Source organism: Streptococcus sp. SC1, from assembly GCF_030272855.1.
In the GTDB taxonomy this organism is placed as follows: domain Bacteria; phylum Bacillota; class Bacilli; order Lactobacillales; family Streptococcaceae; genus Streptococcus.
In genome coordinates, this window is the sequence record NZ_JAQCMU010000004.1 from 44,703 (window position 1) to 61,600 (window position 16,898).

The 16,898-nt window shown below is 43.5% G+C and carries 18 protein-coding genes, 1 pseudogene and 1 other annotated feature (1 of these 20 only partly in view); of the genes and pseudogenes, 3 read left to right on the top strand and 16 right to left on the bottom strand.

Annotated elements, in window-relative coordinates:
* Window position 1 precedes the first annotated feature (1 nt).
* From murD to typA, 3 genes are all read right to left on the bottom strand, one after another.
* Window positions 2-1,354, bottom strand: a complete 1,353-nt coding sequence (murD, locus tag PAN94_RS06755) for a UDP-N-acetylmuramoyl-L-alanine--D-glutamate ligase (protein ID WP_285875358.1) — start codon at window positions 1,352-1,354, stop codon at window positions 2-4.
* Window positions 1,355-1,748: 394 nt separating this feature from the next.
* Window positions 1,749-2,006 (bottom strand): DUF3165 family protein, encoded by a 258-nt coding sequence (locus PAN94_RS06760; RefSeq protein WP_005590808.1) that lies wholly within the window; start codon window positions 2,004-2,006, stop codon window positions 1,749-1,751.
* Between the two features lie 34 nt (window positions 2,007-2,040).
* A complete protein-coding gene (gene typA, locus PAN94_RS06765) occupies window positions 2,041-3,888 on the bottom strand; it encodes a translational GTPase TypA (RefSeq protein WP_285875235.1) in 1,848 nt (615 codons plus the stop codon).
* A gap of 192 nt (window positions 3,889-4,080) precedes the next feature.
* Between typA and PAN94_RS06770 the strand changes: the two genes are divergently transcribed.
* Window positions 4,081-4,806, top strand: coding sequence for a pseudouridine synthase (locus PAN94_RS06770; RefSeq protein ID WP_285875236.1), 726 nt, complete (start codon window positions 4,081-4,083; stop codon window positions 4,804-4,806).
* Between the two features lie 35 nt (window positions 4,807-4,841).
* On the opposite strand, the pseudogene PAN94_RS06775 reads toward PAN94_RS06770, so the two are convergent.
* The 4 genes and pseudogenes from PAN94_RS06775 to PAN94_RS06790 all read right to left on the bottom strand — a co-directional run.
* Window positions 4,842-4,988: pseudogene (locus PAN94_RS06775) on the bottom strand (DUF4190 domain-containing protein); the annotation flags it as partial.
* Window positions 4,989-5,027: 39 nt separating this feature from the next.
* Window positions 5,028-5,408 (bottom strand): rhodanese-like domain-containing protein, encoded by a 381-nt coding sequence (locus PAN94_RS06780; protein WP_005590811.1) that lies wholly within the window; start codon window positions 5,406-5,408, stop codon window positions 5,028-5,030.
* 1 nt (window position 5,409) lies between these two features.
* Complete coding sequence (locus PAN94_RS06785) at window positions 5,410-5,628, bottom strand: YqgQ family protein (RefSeq protein ID WP_285875237.1); 219 nt, start codon at window positions 5,626-5,628, stop codon at window positions 5,410-5,412.
* A gap of 380 nt (window positions 5,629-6,008) precedes the next feature.
* The gene (locus PAN94_RS06790; RefSeq protein ID WP_285875238.1) at window positions 6,009-6,524 is read right to left on the bottom strand and encodes a Dps family protein; all 516 of its coding nucleotides are present in this window, start codon (window positions 6,522-6,524) and stop codon (window positions 6,009-6,011) included.
* A gap of 166 nt (window positions 6,525-6,690) precedes the next feature.
* Between PAN94_RS06790 and PAN94_RS06795 the strand changes: the two genes are divergently transcribed.
* A complete protein-coding gene (locus tag PAN94_RS06795; protein ID WP_285875239.1) occupies window positions 6,691-7,353 on the top strand; it encodes a prepilin peptidase in 663 nt (220 codons plus the stop codon).
* Here the strand turns inward: PAN94_RS06795 and PAN94_RS06800 are convergent.
* A complete protein-coding gene (locus PAN94_RS06800) occupies window positions 7,347-7,796 on the bottom strand; it encodes an effector binding domain-containing protein (protein ID WP_125380460.1) in 450 nt (149 codons plus the stop codon). The genes PAN94_RS06795 and PAN94_RS06800 overlap by 7 nt on opposite strands.
* Before the next feature lie 78 nt (window positions 7,797-7,874).
* Between PAN94_RS06800 and PAN94_RS06805 the strand changes: the two genes are divergently transcribed.
* Window positions 7,875-8,774, top strand: a complete 900-nt coding sequence (locus PAN94_RS06805) for a helix-turn-helix transcriptional regulator (RefSeq protein ID WP_239191403.1) — start codon at window positions 7,875-7,877, stop codon at window positions 8,772-8,774.
* 205 nt (window positions 8,775-8,979) lie between these two features.
* On the opposite strand, the gene trpA is transcribed toward PAN94_RS06805, so the two are convergent.
* From trpA to trpB (PAN94_RS06850), 8 genes are all read right to left on the bottom strand, one after another.
* A complete protein-coding gene (trpA, locus tag PAN94_RS06815) occupies window positions 8,980-9,759 on the bottom strand; it encodes a tryptophan synthase subunit alpha (protein ID WP_239191407.1) in 780 nt (259 codons plus the stop codon).
* The gene (gene trpB / locus PAN94_RS06820; protein ID WP_239191408.1) at window positions 9,752-10,975 is read right to left on the bottom strand and encodes a tryptophan synthase subunit beta; all 1,224 of its coding nucleotides are present in this window, start codon (window positions 10,973-10,975) and stop codon (window positions 9,752-9,754) included. Before trpB (PAN94_RS06820) ends, trpA begins: the two co-directional genes overlap by 8 nt.
* A complete protein-coding gene (locus tag PAN94_RS06825; RefSeq protein ID WP_239191409.1) occupies window positions 10,965-11,552 on the bottom strand; it encodes a phosphoribosylanthranilate isomerase in 588 nt (195 codons plus the stop codon). The genes trpB (PAN94_RS06820) and PAN94_RS06825 overlap by 11 nt, the downstream gene beginning before the upstream one ends.
* The gene (gene trpC / locus PAN94_RS06830) at window positions 11,539-12,306 is read right to left on the bottom strand and encodes an indole-3-glycerol phosphate synthase TrpC (protein WP_239191410.1); all 768 of its coding nucleotides are present in this window, start codon (window positions 12,304-12,306) and stop codon (window positions 11,539-11,541) included. Before trpC ends, PAN94_RS06825 begins: the two co-directional genes overlap by 14 nt.
* Window positions 12,303-13,307: an anthranilate phosphoribosyltransferase gene (gene trpD, locus PAN94_RS06835; protein WP_125382368.1), complete on the bottom strand. Its 1,005-nt coding sequence runs from the start codon at window positions 13,305-13,307 to the stop codon at window positions 12,303-12,305. Before trpD ends, trpC begins: the two co-directional genes overlap by 4 nt.
* 10 nt (window positions 13,308-13,317) lie before the next feature.
* Window positions 13,318-13,881, bottom strand: a complete 564-nt coding sequence (locus PAN94_RS06840) for an aminodeoxychorismate/anthranilate synthase component II (protein WP_285875240.1) — start codon at window positions 13,879-13,881, stop codon at window positions 13,318-13,320.
* Window positions 13,878-15,236: an anthranilate synthase component I gene (gene trpE, locus PAN94_RS06845; RefSeq protein WP_285875241.1), complete on the bottom strand. Its 1,359-nt coding sequence runs from the start codon at window positions 15,234-15,236 to the stop codon at window positions 13,878-13,880. Before trpE ends, PAN94_RS06840 begins: the two co-directional genes overlap by 4 nt.
* A 403-nt stretch (window positions 15,237-15,639) precedes the next feature.
* A complete protein-coding gene (gene trpB, locus PAN94_RS06850; protein ID WP_285875243.1) occupies window positions 15,640-16,821 on the bottom strand; it encodes a tryptophan synthase subunit beta in 1,182 nt (393 codons plus the stop codon).
* A 62-nt stretch (window positions 16,822-16,883) separates the two neighbouring features.
* Window positions 16,884-16,898, bottom strand: a binding site (T-box leader); it runs 215 nt beyond the window's last position.

Genomic DNA, 16,898 nt, shown 5'->3' on the forward strand with positions numbered 1-16,898 from the left:
TCTATTCCTTTAATTCTTTAAACACGGCAAGGAATTCATCGCCCCGCACTTCAAAATTCTTATACATATCCCAGCTGGCATTTGCTGGACTGAGAAGGACAATATCTTCAGGCTCCGCTACAGAAAAGGCCTTGTGAGTAGCATCTCTGACATCTGAAGCATCCAGATAGCTTACTTCTGCCTGATCTGCAGCCCGCTTAACACGCGCAGCCGATTCTCCCAGAATCACCATCTTTTTCAAGCCCTTGATATCTGGCACCAATTCATCAAATTCATTGCCACGATCCAAACCACCAGCAATCAGAATGACCTTGCTATTGTCAAAGCCTGACAAAGCCTTTTGTGTCGCTAAAATATTCGTAGATTTACTGTCATTGTAAAATTTGACTTGATTGATTTCGCCCACATACTGGAGACGATGCTTGACACCACCAAAATGAGCCAAGGTTTCTCTAATAACTTGATTGTCGATCCCACGAAGTTTGGTTACTGCAATGGTTGCTAGAGCATTTTCTACATTGTGGCTACCAGGCACGCCTAGTTCAGAAGCTTTCATAATAGCTTCCCCACGGAAAGTCAGCACATCGCCGTCCAAGTAAGCTCCATCAACCTTTTCTTTGGTCGAAAAAGGAAGCACTTTGGCAGCCGTCTTATTAGCCAATTCTTTCGCCAAGTCTTGATTGAAATTCAACACGACATAGTCAGAAGCTGTCATATTTTTTTGGATATTCCACTTGGCTGCCACATATTCCTCAAAAGATCCGTGATAGTCCAGATGCGTTGGCATCAGATTTGTAATCACTGCTATTTCTGGATGGAAGGCTTCGATTCCCATTAGTTGGAAAGAAGAAAGTTCCATGACCAATGTGTCTCTTTCACCCGCATCTTGGGCAACTTGACTAGCTGGAAATCCGATATTTCCTGACAAGAGGCCATTTTGTCCGCCTGCTGTTAGCACTTCCGCAATCATGGTTGTCGTAGTCGTTTTTCCATTGGAACCAGTAATCCCAATAATCGGTGCATCCGAAATCAGATAAGCCAGCTCTACTTCAGTAATAACAGGGATCTTCTTTTCCGAAGCCCTCATGACCATAGGATTATTGTAAGGAATGCCCGGATTTTTCACCATCCATTCAAAATCTTCATCCAACAGTTCCAGAGGATGACCACCTGTCACGACCTTAATTCCTTCTTCCAGTAAAGATTGGGCAGCTGGATTTTCCTTGAAAGGTTTCCCATCATTGACCGTCACAATCGCTCCAAGCTTATCCAAAAGGCGGGCAGCTGACTCCCCTGATTTTGCTAAACCCAACACCAAAACTTTCTTATTGGCAAATTTTGAAATAGTCTTCATCATGTACCTCTTCATTCATACTACCTTCTATTTTACCTTTTTTTGCGAAAATAAAAAAGTCATATCAGGCTTTTATTTTAACTGTTATCAGCTTTTAATAAATAAGAAGAAATGTTATTCTATTTGAAACCTTCGAAAAACCTATTTATACAGGTGATAACTATCCAGAACATTTGATTGCTAGTGTCTTATCAAACCTGCCTACTCACTGATGATCAACAGCATTCAAAAGAATCGGGCCTTCTTTAAATGAAAAACATCGGTATCTGCATTATCTTTCTACTCAGTCAAAACTACCATCGAAGAATCTCGCTTTAGATAAACAAAAGGAACTAGGCTACCAAAAGTCTACACGACCTTTGAAATCCTAATTCCTTCCTTTTAGTTTATGAGTTTAAAGTTCTTTTGATTTCTGAGATGGTACTAGACGCTCGATGTCCATCAAGGCCCACACTGTAATAATAATCAAAAAGATACTCACAAATAATTCTCCAGGCAATTTAAAAATTTGAAAAATTGCCAAAGCAAGCAAAATGATTAAGGCAACTAGCAAAAGTACAAATGTCAAGACATTCAGTGTTCCCTTAATACTAGTTGGAATGGCAAATACATAGAAAAGCAGGATTAATATTCCAATAATCAGGTAAATCATGCTGCTCCTTTCTACCACCAATCAACTCAATGATTTATTCTGCTGCTTGTTTTTTCTTGTTTTTATTAGCTTTTTCGCGCTCTGCCTTGTTGAGGATTTGTTTACGCAAACGGATAGACTCAGGTGTTACTTCCATGTACTCATCGTCGTTCAAGAACTCGAGTGACTCTTCCAAGGTCAAGATACGAGGTGTCTTGATAACAGCTGTTTGGTCCTTGGTAGCTGAACGAACGTTGGTCATTTGTTTGGCCTTGGTGATATTAACAGTCAAGTCGTTTTCACGAGAGTTTTCACCAATGATCATTCCTTCGTAAACCTCAGTACCTGGGTTGACAAAGATAGTTCCGCGCTCTTCGATAGACATGATTGAGTAAGTTGTAGCCTTACCAGCATCGATCGAAACAAGGGCACCACGGTGACGGCCTCCGATTTCACCTGGGATGAGTGGCAAGTATTGGTCGAAGGTATGGTTCATGATACCGTAACCACGCGTCATTGACAAGAACTCAGTTGAGTATCCGATCAAACCACGCGCAGGAACAAGGAAGACCAAACGAGTTTGTCCATTACCAGTTGAAATCATATCCAACATTTCACCTTTACGTTCAGAAAGGCTTTGGATTACAGATCCTTGGTATTCTTCTGGAGTGTCGATTTGGACACGCTCAAACGGCTCACATTTAACACCGTCGATTTCTTTTACAATAACTTCGGGACGAGATACTTGCAGCTCATATCCCTCACGACGCATGGTTTCGATCAGGATTGACAAGTGCAATTCTCCACGACCTGAAACGGTCCACTTATCTGGTGAATCTGTTGGATCAACACGAAGGGATACGTCTGTCTGCAATTCTGCTTGCAAGCGTTCTTCCACCTTACGAGAAGTTACCCATTTTCCTTCACGACCTGCAAATGGTGAGTTGTTAACCAAGAAGGTCATTTGGAGCGTTGGCTCATCGATGTGAAGAATTGGAAGTGGTTCAATGGTATCTGTTGGAGTGATTGTTTCACCAACGAAGATATCTTCCATACCGGAAACGGCAATCAAATCACCCGCTTTAGCTTCTTGGATCTCACGACGTTCCAAACCAAAGAAACCAAAGAGTTTTGTAACACGGAAGTTCTTCGTTGTGCCGTCTAGTTTAGAAAGGGTAACTTGGTCCCCAACTTTCACACTACCACGGAAGACACGTCCGATACCGATACGACCTACGAAGTCATTGTAGTCCAAGAGTGACACCTGGAACTGCAAAGGCTCATCTGAGTTGTCCACTGGAGCTGGAATATGGTCGATAATCGTATCAAAGATTGGCGCCATTGTTTTTTCTTGATCAGCAGGATCGTCAGAAAGTGAAGAAGTTCCGTTGATAGCTGAAGCATAAACAACTGGGAAATCAAGCTGGTCATCGTCTGCACCAAGCTCAATGAAGAGTTCTAATACTTCGTCCACTACTTCTGCTGGGCGAGCTGATGGTTTATCGATTTTGTTAACCACAACGATAGGTACAAGATCTTGTTCCAAGGCTTTTTTCAATACGAAACGAGTTTGTGGCATAGTTCCTTCGTAGGCATCTACGACCAATACTACACCGTCAACCATTTTCATGATACGCTCAACTTCTCCACCGAAGTCCGCGTGTCCAGGTGTATCCATGATGTTGATACGAGTTCCATTGTAAGCAACAGCTGTATTTTTAGCAAGGATGGTAATTCCACGCTCTTTTTCGATATCGTTTGAGTCCATAGCACGTTCTGCCAATTCAGTACGGGCATCAAGAGTTTCAGATTGTTTCAATAATTCGTCAACGAGGGTTGTTTTACCGTGGTCAACGTGGGCGATAATCGCAATGTTACGGATATCTTCTCTTAATTTTGTCATGTTTTCCTCTAAATCTTATTATTTATTTCCAACTAAAAATTATAACACAGTTTTTTCCAAAAAACACGGGCTAACCAAGTGTAAATGTTTTCATAGGTAAATCGTAAACTGTAGCTATTTTTGCAATTTTACTTCCGAAAGTGTATGATAAAAAGAAAAAAGAATCGATCCAAACCGTTGAAAGGAAAACTCATGCGCCTTGATAAATTCTTAGCCCTAGCTAAGATTAGCCGGAAAGAGATGAAACAAAAACTGCGACTAAGGCAGATTGTAATTGACGGCCAAGCAGCTCGCTCTCTCAGTCAAAATGTCGATAGTGGCCTCCAGTCCATTAGCCTGGCTGGTAAAGCTTTAAACCACCTAGCCCACCATTATTTTCTGTTGAACAAGCCCGCCGGTACTGTCACTGCCAATTCTGACTCGGACAAGATGACTGTCCTAGATCTAATTGCCCCAGAAGATTTTAAGGACCAGCTTTACGCCATCGGCCGTTTGGATCGCGATACACGGGGGCTGCTTCTGATTACAGATAATGGGCCACTGGGATTTCAACTCCTCCATCCACAATACCATATCGCAAAGACCTACTATGTCGAAGTCAACGGCCCTCTTGACCAAGAAGCCACAATCGCTTTTCAGCAAGGCATTGTTTTTCTGGATGGCACTCGTTGCAAGCCCGCTCAACTTCAGATTCACACGACTAGCCCCGAGCACTCCACCGCCTCAGTTACCATTTCTGAAGGAAAATTTCATCAGGTCAAGAAAATGTTTCTAGCAGTTGGTGTCAAAGTCACTTATCTCAAACGCACTCATTTCGGTGATTTTCAGCTGGATCCCAATCTAACAGAAGGCAGCTATCGACCGCTGAAGCCTTCCGAACTCGAGATTATCAGAGGCTATTTGGAACAAACTTGGTAAAACAAAAAGGCTTATTAAAGCCTTTTTATTATTTGTTACATAAATCTATTCAATCTCAGAATAATACCTGCAATCCAGTTGATGACAGAAATGACAATTCCGACGATATTAAGAATTCTTTCTGTTTTATAATCTAATTGAGTTTCTTTTTAATGGGAATTGCCCAAAATCAAACCGATTAAATTATAGGTATTTAACTTTGTATATATTTCTACAAAGAATCAGCTTGTCTTTACCTTGCCGCTCCAAGAATCAAGGCCGTAAGACAGGATATAAATATCATTAAAGCCTTGCTTCTTCAAGTAGATTGCCGCATTGGTCACACGTTGTCCACGGCTATTTTCATAAAGAAGAACTGGTTTGTCTTTGCGAAGTGCATTGATACTAGACTTGAGCTGTTGAGACGGAATATTGCGCGCCCCCAAGATATGCTTGCGATGGAAATCCGATGGATCACGCAGGTCAATCAATTGTCCCTGACGAATCAAAGCTTCAAACTCACTATTATCTACCACCTTAGCTGCACGACGAATACGGAAATAATTGAAGCCCATCCAAGCTAACATTCCCAGCAAGATTGCCCATAAAATCCAAATTCCCATTCTAGTTTCTCCCTTTATCTTCTAAATACTTCAACTCTACTTGATGTTCTCTGCGAAGAACCGCCTCAGCCTCCAGATAATCAAGCTTATCCATCAGGCCAGCATTGTAAATCCGCTCCAACTCAATTTTCATCATCTCAATATCATAAAGACGCTTGCCCATATAGATAATGATCCCGAAATTTTTAAGAAATTGCTGCACATCATAGAGTGTTTTCATGAGCTATATTTTATCAGATTTTAGCAAAGTTTTCAAGATGACAAAACAGAAAAGACAGCCACAGAGGCTGCCTTTTCAGGAGATTATTATGAAAAAGAAAAGTTTAGGAGTTCTATCAAACAAAGTTAGGAGGTCTTCATTTGATAATCCTAATATAAAGGAAGAAGCTTAAACAATCCTTAAGAAAAAACAGAGAGTGGGACAGAAATCGGTAATTCGTTAGAATTCGATTTCGTCGTCCCACCTCCGCACAGTTGAGTAGGGCTGTAAAAGCTGATGAAATCAGCGTAATAGAGCCCACTCAACCACTGCGTCTTGCTCGACAATCCAAAGACAATTGAGAGGCTAGGACTTTTGTCCCAGCCTCTTTAAACATCATTTTACAAACCTGGTGCTTGGCCAAGCTCAGCTGTCAACATCCAGATCGTCTTTTCAAGGTCTGCCTTAGCTCCAACGAAGATATCGTTGGTCACATCGTCGCCTTCTTCATCCGTCACATCCAGAGCTTCTTGGTAAAGATCTGTCAGATAACGGAAGATTTCAATCACGCGCTCCAAGCTTTCTTCAACATTCTTGCTGAATTCGCCAGCCCTTTCTTCAATTTTGCTGTGTTGGATAAACTCTGTCAGAGTTGAATAAGGCTTACCACCTAGAGTAATCAAGCGTTCGCTGACTTCATCCAATGTTTCGTCAATTGTATCCATGTATTCGTCCATTTTTGGATGCCATACCATGAAGCCTGCACCACGCATATACCAGTGAACTTGGTGAAGAGCGATACGAGCTGTATAAAGATCTGAAACCACTTGGTTAAGAACTGCTTTTGTTTTTGGTAAAGAATTTTGATTAGTGAAAGTTGCTACGTCTGCTGCAGCGCCATGTTTTACTTGAGTCATAATGATACCTCTCTTTTTATTTATAATTATTCTAATCTTTATTGATTATGTTTTAATTATAATGCTTCTAATTAAGAAAGTCAAGTCTTAAAACTAAAAATTTTACTTTATTAGAAAAGTTGTAAAATTTCAAAATTTTTCTGCTCAAAATCACGAATAAATAAGTATGATACATCTATACTTTTTTCTGGTCGGAACGATTTTAGCCTCATTTCTAGGCTTGGTCATTGACCGCTTCCCTGCACAGTCCATCATCTCTCCAAGCAGTCACTGTGACAACTGCAAGCAGATGCTCAAAGCACGGGATTTGGTCCCTATCCTGTCTCAGTTGCTTAATGGCTTCCGTTGCCGTTTCTGCAAGATCCGCCTTCCTATCTGGTATGCTGCTTTTGAGTTAGTGCTGGGCTTGCTTTTTCTAAGCTGGAGTTTAGGCTATCTTCCGCTAGCCCAGCTCTTACTGCTAACTATGGGCTTGACCTTGGCCATCTACGATCAGCGCGAGCAAGAATACCCCCTTCTGGTCTGGCTGGCTTTTCAGCTCTTGCTGATGGCGACAGCGGGTATCAATCCACTCATGTTCTTCTTTCTAACTCTGGGACTTCTAGCCTTCTTTTTTGATCTTCGCATTGGAGCTGGCGACTTTCTCTTTCTTGCTTCCTGCTCAGCCATTTTCAGCCTGACAGAAATTCTCATTCTCATCCAAATCGCTAGCTTCTCTGGCCTCGCTTGTTATTGCTTTAAAAAGAAAAAAGACAGGCTAGCATTTGTACCCTGTCTCTTGTTTGGTGTGGTGGCTCTTATTTCTTATAAATTCCTACTCTTTTACTGAACTGGAACCCAAAGCTCAACTTCTGCATCCATAGGATTCCCGTTTAAAAGTATTTCTAAGATAATTCCATCTTGGTAAAGGGAACTGCTTTCTTCCTCAAAAAAGTTATCCTCCAATTGGTCAAACAGGAGTCTTGATTTATCACCACTGGCTGAACTTACTAAATAATCTTTCTCTGGGACAAGAATGCTTTCGTAGCCTGCCACAGCATTCTTTGCCGCAACTCCTGCGTAGTATTGAATACCATCTTTATGAGGAACAATCAAAGCATAGCCTTTTTTGTCTAGAGAATGGGGCATCAATTTCCCCAGCATTCCTTCTTTAAATAACTGAGCATAGAACGCTGTCTTCTCTTTAGAATAGTGCTGTTCATGAACCGTAGTTCCTTCTATCAAAATACTCCTGCCAATCAGGGTAAACGATGGTTTGGTTTGATGTTTCATTATATGAACTCCTTTCTTTATGGTATAATCATAACAAAGGTAATATGACACCTATCTGTCATATTTAAGGAGAAAATCATGAAAATTGACCGTCAAATGGGAATAATTTCTCATTTAGTAAATCAACGAAAAACAACAGCTAAAGAATTATCAGAACTTTTTAAAGTCAGCACCCGAACTATTATGAGAGATATTGATGATTTATCTCTTGCAGGCATTCCTCTCTATGTAATGAAAGGAAAAAACGGAGGAATTTTTCTTATGGAAGACTTTCAAACTGATAAACCTCCCTTGACTCAATCCGAACGACTTTCAATCGAATCCGGTTTAAAAAGTCGCTATCAAGTATTGGAAGATACCTCTACTTTCAATGCTATATTGAAATTAAATGCTACCAATACATACTCTGATTTCGAAATTGATTTGTCTCTATCTCAAGGGAACTTGGAAATACGAACTTTGATTTTTAAATTATTGGAAGCTATCAGAGGTAGAGTAAAAATAAAATTTTCCTATATTAATGCACAAGGACTGGTGAGTCAAAAAAATTGTGAGCCTTACCGTATTGTCTATAAGGACCGGAGCTGGTATATGGATGCCTACGATACTGATAAAGCGCGTTTTTCTGTTTTTAAAGTTGCTAGAATTAGTGAACTTACTCTCTCCGATACTTTTTCAAAAAGACATTTTACACCACTTCCCTATGATGGTGGTACATGGATGAATGAAAACAAAGTACCTGTCATCCTGCATGTCCAGAAAATTGTCCTTGATCGATTTGTGGAACTCTTAGGCTATAATGCCATAAAACCTATTAATAGCGATATTTACGAGATTACTTATCCGTTAAACGACAATGATTGGGGATACAATACCTTGCTTGCTTTTGGAAAATACATCACTGTTATATCTCCTAAGCATTTCTTGAAACATTTCACCAGCTATATAGATACCATTCATAAGCAATACCCAAACTAATATTCAATCAACATCAAAAATCAAACATTTTTTAAAAATGAATTATACCAAAGTTACTTTTTTATGGTGCTAAAATTCAAGAACATGGGTCAGGCTCTAGTTCTTATCCAAATCGCTAGCTTCTCTGGTCTCGCTTGTTATTGCTTTAAAAAGAAAAAAGACAGGCTAGCATTTGTACCCTGTCTTTTGTTTGGTGTGGTGGTTCTTATTTCTTATAAGCTGCTGCTTCTTGGATAAAGGCTGCTATGCTGGCGTCCTTTTCATGAAGAGCTTTGACAATCTTAGATCCGACAATAACTCCGTCTGAGACTTGATTGAAGCGGTCGACATCCTCTAAAGTTGAAACACCAAAACCCGTCAGCACTGGAATCTCTGCAATATCACGAAGCTTACTCAAGTGCTGGTCCAAATCATTGCGGTAGCTTCCGCTCTTACCTGTCACACCGTTGATGGCTACAGCATAGATAAAACCTTCAGCTTCCTTGATCAGCTCCTGCTGACGTTCTAGTCCAGTCGTCAGGCTCACTAAAGGAATAAGAGCAAGATCTGAATCTTCCAGTAAAGGCAAGATGAAATTTCTGTGCTCGTAGGGCAGATCCGGAATAATCAATCCTTTAACCGGCGTCGTAGCTAGGTCCTTGACAAAATCTTTGAGACCGTACTGGAAAATGGGATTGAAGTAGGTCATGATGATGAGAGGCAGCTGAGTGTCCAACTTCTGCAAGCTTGCGATTAAAGACTTGGCGGAAGTATGGTGACCCAGACTTCTCAGACCGGCTTCTTCAATAACTGGCCCATCTGCAACAGGATCTGAAAACGGCAGACCGATTTCAATGGCTGACACGCCCAAGTTTTCTAAAAATGCGATAGTTTCCGGCAAACCTGCTAAACCTTTCTCGTGATCACCAGCCATGATATATGGAAGGAAAATCCCCTTTCCTGCTTTTTTGATGGCTTCTAAATGCTGAGTGAGTGTTTTAGTCATGGGCACCTCCTTTTTGAGCCGCTTCTCTTTCCAAGCGTTCCTTTACCTGAACGACATCCTTGTCACCACGGCCAGATAGGCAGACGATTATTGATTTATCTGGTCCCAACTCCTTAGCCAGCTTAACTGCGTAAGCAATAGCATGGCTAGACTCTAGAGCAGGGATAATTCCTTCAATGCGAGACAGGAGCTGGAAGGCTTCCAAGGCTTCTTCATCTGTGACTGGCACATAAGTGGCGCGTTTGATAGCATTAAAATGAGAATGTTCAGGACCGATGCCCGGATAGTCTAGCCCGGCAGAGATAGAGAAAGCTTCCAGAATCTGCCCTTGCTCATCCTGCAAGACATCCATCAAGGCACCGTGCAAAACACCCGGCCGGCCCTTGGTTAAGGTCGCAGCGTGTTCATCTGTATCGATGCCTCGCCCAGCCGCTTCTGTTCCATACATGGCAACTGTGCTATCGTCTACAAAGGGATAAAAGAGTCCAATAGCATTGGAGCCACCGCCAACACAGGCCACTAAAGCATCTGGCAAGGCACCTGCATTTTGCTCAGCAAACTGGCGCTTGGCCTCACGCCCAATCACACTCTGATAGTCACGGACAATCTCTGGGAAGGGATGAGGTCCCAAGGCTGAGCCCATAATATAGTGAGTATCATCGACCTGGGCCACCCAAGCTCGCAAGGCAGCATTGACTGCATCCTTGAGGACTCGAGAGCCATCTGTCACTGACTCCACCTTGGCTCCAAGAAGTTCCATCCGAAAGACATTGAGGGCTTGGCGCTTGACATCTTCTTCGCCCATGTAGATAGTACAGTCCATGTTGAAAAGGGCTGCAGCCGTGGCTGTGGCTACTCCGTGCTGACCCGCACCAGTCTCTGCAATGATTTTCTTCTTACCCATTCGTTTGGCTAATAGGACCTGGCCTAGGGCATTATTGATTTTGTGAGCCCCGGTATGGTTGAGGTCTTCCCGCTTCAGATAAATCTTAGCACCACCAGCATAGGCTGTCAGATTTTTTGCAAAATAGAGAGGATTCTCCCGCCCTACATACTGCTTCAGCAACTCGTCCAGCTCAGCCTGAAAGGCTGGGTCTTTTTTACTCTCACGGTAGGCTTTGTCTAGCTCCAAAACTGCTGTCATCAGCGTTTCGGGAACAAATCGTCCACCAAATTCACCGTAAAATCCTTCTTGATTGGGTTGATTATATGCCATATTTCACTCTTTCTATAAATTCTTTTATCTTCTCTAAGTCCTTCTGACCGTCAGTCTCGACCCCGCTTGAGACATCAACTGCGTAAGGGGCGAAGTGCTGAATCGCTTCTCGGACATTTCCTGCATTCAAACCACCGGCGATAAAGAAGGGCTGGTGGATTTGACTCTTATCAAAAGATTGCCAATCAAAGGTCTGGCCACTACCAGCAAGTGGTGCATCAAAGAGCAGGTAGTCCGCTTGTTGGCTGACATCTTTTAACGCTCCCTTGACCTGATAAGCTCGAATAACCGGCCGGCCAATCTGAGTCAGAAGCTCTTCATCAAAATCGCCATGAATCTGTACCAAATCCAGATTTGCCACTGAAATAGCTTCCTGCAGCTCTGCCAAACTTGGAGAAACAAAAACTCCTACCTTTCGGACAGCAGGCGGCACCAAGGCAGCTAGCTTCTGAGCTTGCTCCAAACTAACCCTCCGACGGCTCTCAGCAAAGACAAAGCCAATGTAATCTGCACCAGCCTGGCATGCCGTTTCCACAGCGCTGGCCGTTGATAAGCCGCAAATCTTAATCTTTGTCAATTTTTAGCTCCTTAATTTTTTCTGCCACATCCTCAGCCTGCATCAGGGCTGTTCCGACTAAAACCGCATGGAAATAAGGAGCGACTAGCTCAGCATCTTCCTTGCTGAAAATCGCTGACTCTGATACATAAACCCTGTCATCTTTGAAATGGGCAGACAGCTGGAGACTGGTATTGATATCTGTCTCAAAAGTGACTAGATTGCGGTTATTGACACCGATTATCTGTGCTCCTATTCTATGGGCAATTTCCAGCTCCGCCAGATTATGGGTTTCGACCAGAACTTCCAAGCCTAACCTCGTCGCAAAATCATAGAGTTCTTGCAGCCGCTTTTCAGGCAAGGCAGCCACAATCAAGAGAATAACTGTCGCTCCAGCATTGCGGGCGCGAACAATCTGCTTTTCATCAATGATAAAATCCTTATTGAGGGTTGGAATGGTCACTTGACTGGAAATCTCTCTCAGGTAATCCAGATGTCCTTTGAAGAAAATCTCATCTGTCAGGACCGAAATCATGGCTGCACCACATCGTTCATAGGTGCGAGCCTGCTCCACAATATCCACACCGAGATTTATATCTCCCAGACTGGGGCTGGCTTTTTTAACCTCAGCAATCAGCTGCAGCTCTTGAGGATGACTTTTGAGATACTCATAGAGAGAATAGGTCGAGCGCAGGGGCCGCAGCTCTTCATAAGACATGACCGCCACTTCCTGCTCTTTTTGCTTTAGAATGGTCGGGAGAAATTCTTTGCTCATTTCTGATACTCCTGTAGTTGCTTGAGTTTTTCGTAGGCTGCGCCACTAGCGATCACTTGGCGGGCCAAAGCTATTCCTTCTTCTATGCTGTCTGTTTTCCCATTGGCAAAGAAGCCTAGACCTGCGTTCAGAACTGTCATTTCCAGATAAGGGCTGGCTTGATTTTGCAGGACAGATACCAGAATATCTGCATTTTCTTTGGCATTACCTCCACGAATCGCTTCAAGAGGAATTTCTTCCATACCAATATCTGACGGTAGAAAGCTATGCAGGCTGATCTCCCCATCTGCCAGCAAAGCGTACTGGGTACGACCATGAAGACCGGCCTCATCCAGACCATCTGGACCCGACACGACCACTGCACGCTTGCGGCCCATATTTTTTAAAACCTCTGCCGTACTCTCTAGCATATCTGGCCGACTGGTGCCCAAAAGCTGGGTCTCTAGAACCATCGGATGAATGAGCGGCCCAGTCAGGTTCATGATAGTGGGAACACCTAGACTGAGACGAGCTGGCATGATATATTTCATAGCTGGATGAAGGTTTTTAGCAAAAAGAAAGACTATTCCCGTCTGATCAAAGACCTTACCCAAGCTGGCTGTATCCATGTTTAGGTTAATCCCCAAAGCTTCTAAAACATCAGCTGAGCCTGATTTAGAGGTAATGGAGCGATTGCCGTGCTTAGCCATCTTGATCCCACCACCTGCTAATACGAAAGCCGCTGTGGTCGAAACATTGAAACTAAATGATCTGTCACCACCAGTTCCACAATTGTCCATGGCTGTGCGGATTGTAGTAGGAATCTGCGGAGTATGCCCACGCATGGCCTGAGCCAAGGCTGTCCGTTCCTCTACCGTTTCCCCTTTCATCTTGAGAGCCAGCAAAAAGGCTGCAATTTGTGTTTCCGTTACTCTTCTAGTAACGATGCGCTCTAGCACATCTGACACTTCGGAGCTGCTTAAATCCTTAAAATCTGCTAGTTTTGCAATAATTTCTTTCATAATTCTTCCCCTATTTTACTAAGTCGATGAAATTTTTGATGGACGACAAGCCGTCCGGCGTGCCAATACTTTCTGGATGATACTGAAAACCATAAATGGGCAGGTGTTTATGCTGGATGGCCATGATCGAGTTGTCATCAACTGCCCGAGCTGTCACTTCAAAGTCCTCTGGCATCTCCTCAATCAAGATCGAATGATAACGCATAACTGGCTGCCCATCTTCTATTCCCTCATAGATAGGAGATTTTCCCTCAAAGCACAGAATGCTTTGCTTGCCGTGCATGACTTTGGGAGCCAAACCTAGCTTTCCGCCAAATACTTCTGCAATGGCTTGGTGCCCCAAGCAAATTCCCAAAATCGGCTTCTTAACATCAAAATCGCGGATAAGTTCTTCCATCCGTCCTGCATCTGCTGGCCAGCCTGGACCCGGAGAAAGAACCAAAGCATCTGCTTCTTCTGCCGCTTGATAAAGGCCTGCATCATCATTTCGCAAGACTTTAACTTCTGCGAAATTGCCGATATACTGGGCTAGATTGTAAGTAAAAGAATCATAATTATCAATTAGTAAAATCATTGCATTTCTCCTATCTTGGTCATTGACTTGGCCTTGTTGATGGTTTCTTGGTATTCATTAGCAGGGATCGAGTCATAAACAATACCCGCTCCAGCTTGAACATAAGCTCTGCCATTTTTCAAAACCATGGTCCGAATAGCAATGGCAAAATCCATATCCCCTGTCGCAGACAGATAGCCAATAGCCCCCGCATAAACGCCACGTTTTTCCTGCTCCAACTCATAAATTCGCTTCATGGCTCGAATCTTAGGCGCACCCGAGACGGTGCCGGCCGGCAAGGTGGACTTGAGCGCATCCATAGCCGTCAGTTGAGGCAAAAGCTGACCACGAACCACGCTGGTCAGATGCATGACATAGCGGAAATACTCTACTTCCATGTACTTAGTAACTTCCACGCTGTTATTCTGGGCAATTTTACCGATATCATTACGCCCCAAATCAACTAACATACGGTGCTCAGCCACTTCCTTCTCGTCAGCCAGCAACTCCTCTGCCAAGGCTTTATCTTCTCTTTCATCCTTCCCACGCAGTCTAGTACCAGCAATAGGATTGGTCGTGACCTGCCCTTGCTTGACAGACACCAGACTTTCTGGGCTGGCTCCGATAATCTGATAATCCCCGAAGTCATAAAAGTAGAGATAGTTGGAAGGATTGGTCACGCGCAGATTGCGATAGTAATCCAGTGGCCTACCAGAATACTCTGCTGAAAAACGCTGACTGAGCACACATTGGAACATGTCTCCCTGCCGAATCAAGCTACGCGCTTCTTCCACCATTTTTTCAAAAGCTGCCTGCTCGATGTGGCTCTGGAAGTTCAAACTGGACAGTTCCAGTGGTGAAAATTCATCTACCGCAGGCTGCGCCAGCTCAGCCATAATCCTCTCCAGACTAGCAGTTAAATCAGCTTCGCTTCTATTACCGTAGAGGGCCTCCTCAACGATATAGACCTTGTCTTTTTTATGGTCAAAAACCATGTAACTCTCATAGACGAAAAAATGCATATCCGGCGTCCCAATCACATCAGCTGGTATCTGGCCAATCTCCTCATAGAGGGAAATCATATCGTAACCTACAAAACCGATGGCTCCGCCTCCAAAAGGCAGGTCTGAATGATGATCTTTTTTTACTGCTAACTCGTGCAGATAGTCCAATGGATCTGCCTCGATTGCTTGCCCATTCTTTGTTAACTGGCCATTTTCATAGCGAACTTCAAAGACTGGGTTATAAGCTAGGATAGAAAAGCGAGCTGTCTCGCTATCTCTTGGAATACTTTCCAAAATCACCTTGTGGTCGCCCTGAATCCGCATATAAGCCAGAATCGGCGATAAAATATCAGCTGGTAAAATCTTTTGCATAATGTTTCTTTCTATTTAAATCAGAAGCGTTTAAAGAGGAGCAATCTGCTAGCTATGATCGTATTTCACAAGAACAGATAGCACCTGTCCACTGTCATAACTTGCTCCAGAACTACAGAAAAACGCCCACACAGTTCATCCTGTGAGGGCGTATCATCGCGGTGCCACCTCAGTTATGGAGTTTTCAGGCTCCACATCTCATTTACCTATTTACAGTCATTTAGATCCCTTTTAGTAGAAGGTAGCATACTGATTTACAGCAAAGTAGGCTAACAAAGTAATAAAAGTTCAACTAAAAGACAAAATGTTGACTCCAGTAGCCCATTTCATAACTTCTCCTGCCTGTTTACAGCACCACAGACTCTCTGAAAGGAGGAATGTTACTACTCTTCTGCTGGGTATTTTATTTTCGTTTTTCTAGATAGTCGGCAATGGCTGCCACATCCTTGTCTCCACGACCAGATACATTGATAATGATGATTTGGTCAGATGACAATTGCGAAGCCCGCTTGATGGCTTCAGCAATGGCATGAGAACTTTCGATTGCCGGTAAAATGCCTTCCTTTTGTGTCAAGAGAAGCAAGGCATCCACAGCTTCATCATCTGTCGCTGCTACGTATTCTACTCGACCAGAATCTTTAAAGAAAGCATGTTCAGGACCAACTCCAGGATAGTCCAAGCCTGCTGAAATGGAGTAAACCGGTGCCACCTGACCATCTTCTGCAAAGACAGCGTAGGTCTTCATACCGTCCACTACTCCGACACTTCCCTTGGTCATGGTCGCCGCATGCTGGTCTGTATCAAGACCACGCCCGGCTGCTTCAACACCAACCAGCTTGACTTCTTCATCCGCCACATACTGGGAGAAGGCACCGATAGCATTGGATCCACCGCCTACACAGGCAATGACATAGTCTGGCAAGCGGCCTTCCTTGTCCAAAATCTGACGGCGAGATTCTTCACTAATCACCTTTTGGAACTCATGGACAATGGTCGGATAAGGGTGAGGACCGACAGCCGAACCCAAAACATAGAAGGCTTCCAAATCGCTCATCCAAGCTCCAAAAGCTGCATCAACCGCATCCTTGAGGGTCTTGGTTCCTGTTTCCACAGCGTGAACAGTCGCTCCCATCATTTCCATGCGGAAGACATTGAGGCGCTGGCGTCCTACATCCTCTGCACCCATGTAAACATCGCACTTCATACCAAACTTAGCCGCGGCTGCCGCAGTTGCCACACCATGCTGACCAGCTCCAGTTTCAGCGATGACTCGAGTCTTGCCCATCCGCTTAGCTAGAAGAATCTGTCCCAAAACATTATTGAGCTTATGGGAGCCCAGATGATTGAGGTCTTCCCGCTTCAGATAAATCTTCGCTCCACCCAGATGCTGAGTCAGACTTTCTGCAAAGTAAAGCGGAGTCTCCCGACCTGAATAATCTGCCAAATAATGTCGGTATTCATTTAAAAATTCTGGGTCATCCTTATACTTCTCAAAAGTAGCTTCCAATTCATCCAGCAAGGCTTGGATAGGCTCTGGTACAAAGGAGCCGCCGAATTGTCCAAAATATCCTTTAGTTTCTGTCATCTTGATTGCCTCATTTCTTTATTTTCAAGCAAAACAAAAGCCCACACACAGAAAAAACTCTGTGTGAGGGCGTAAAA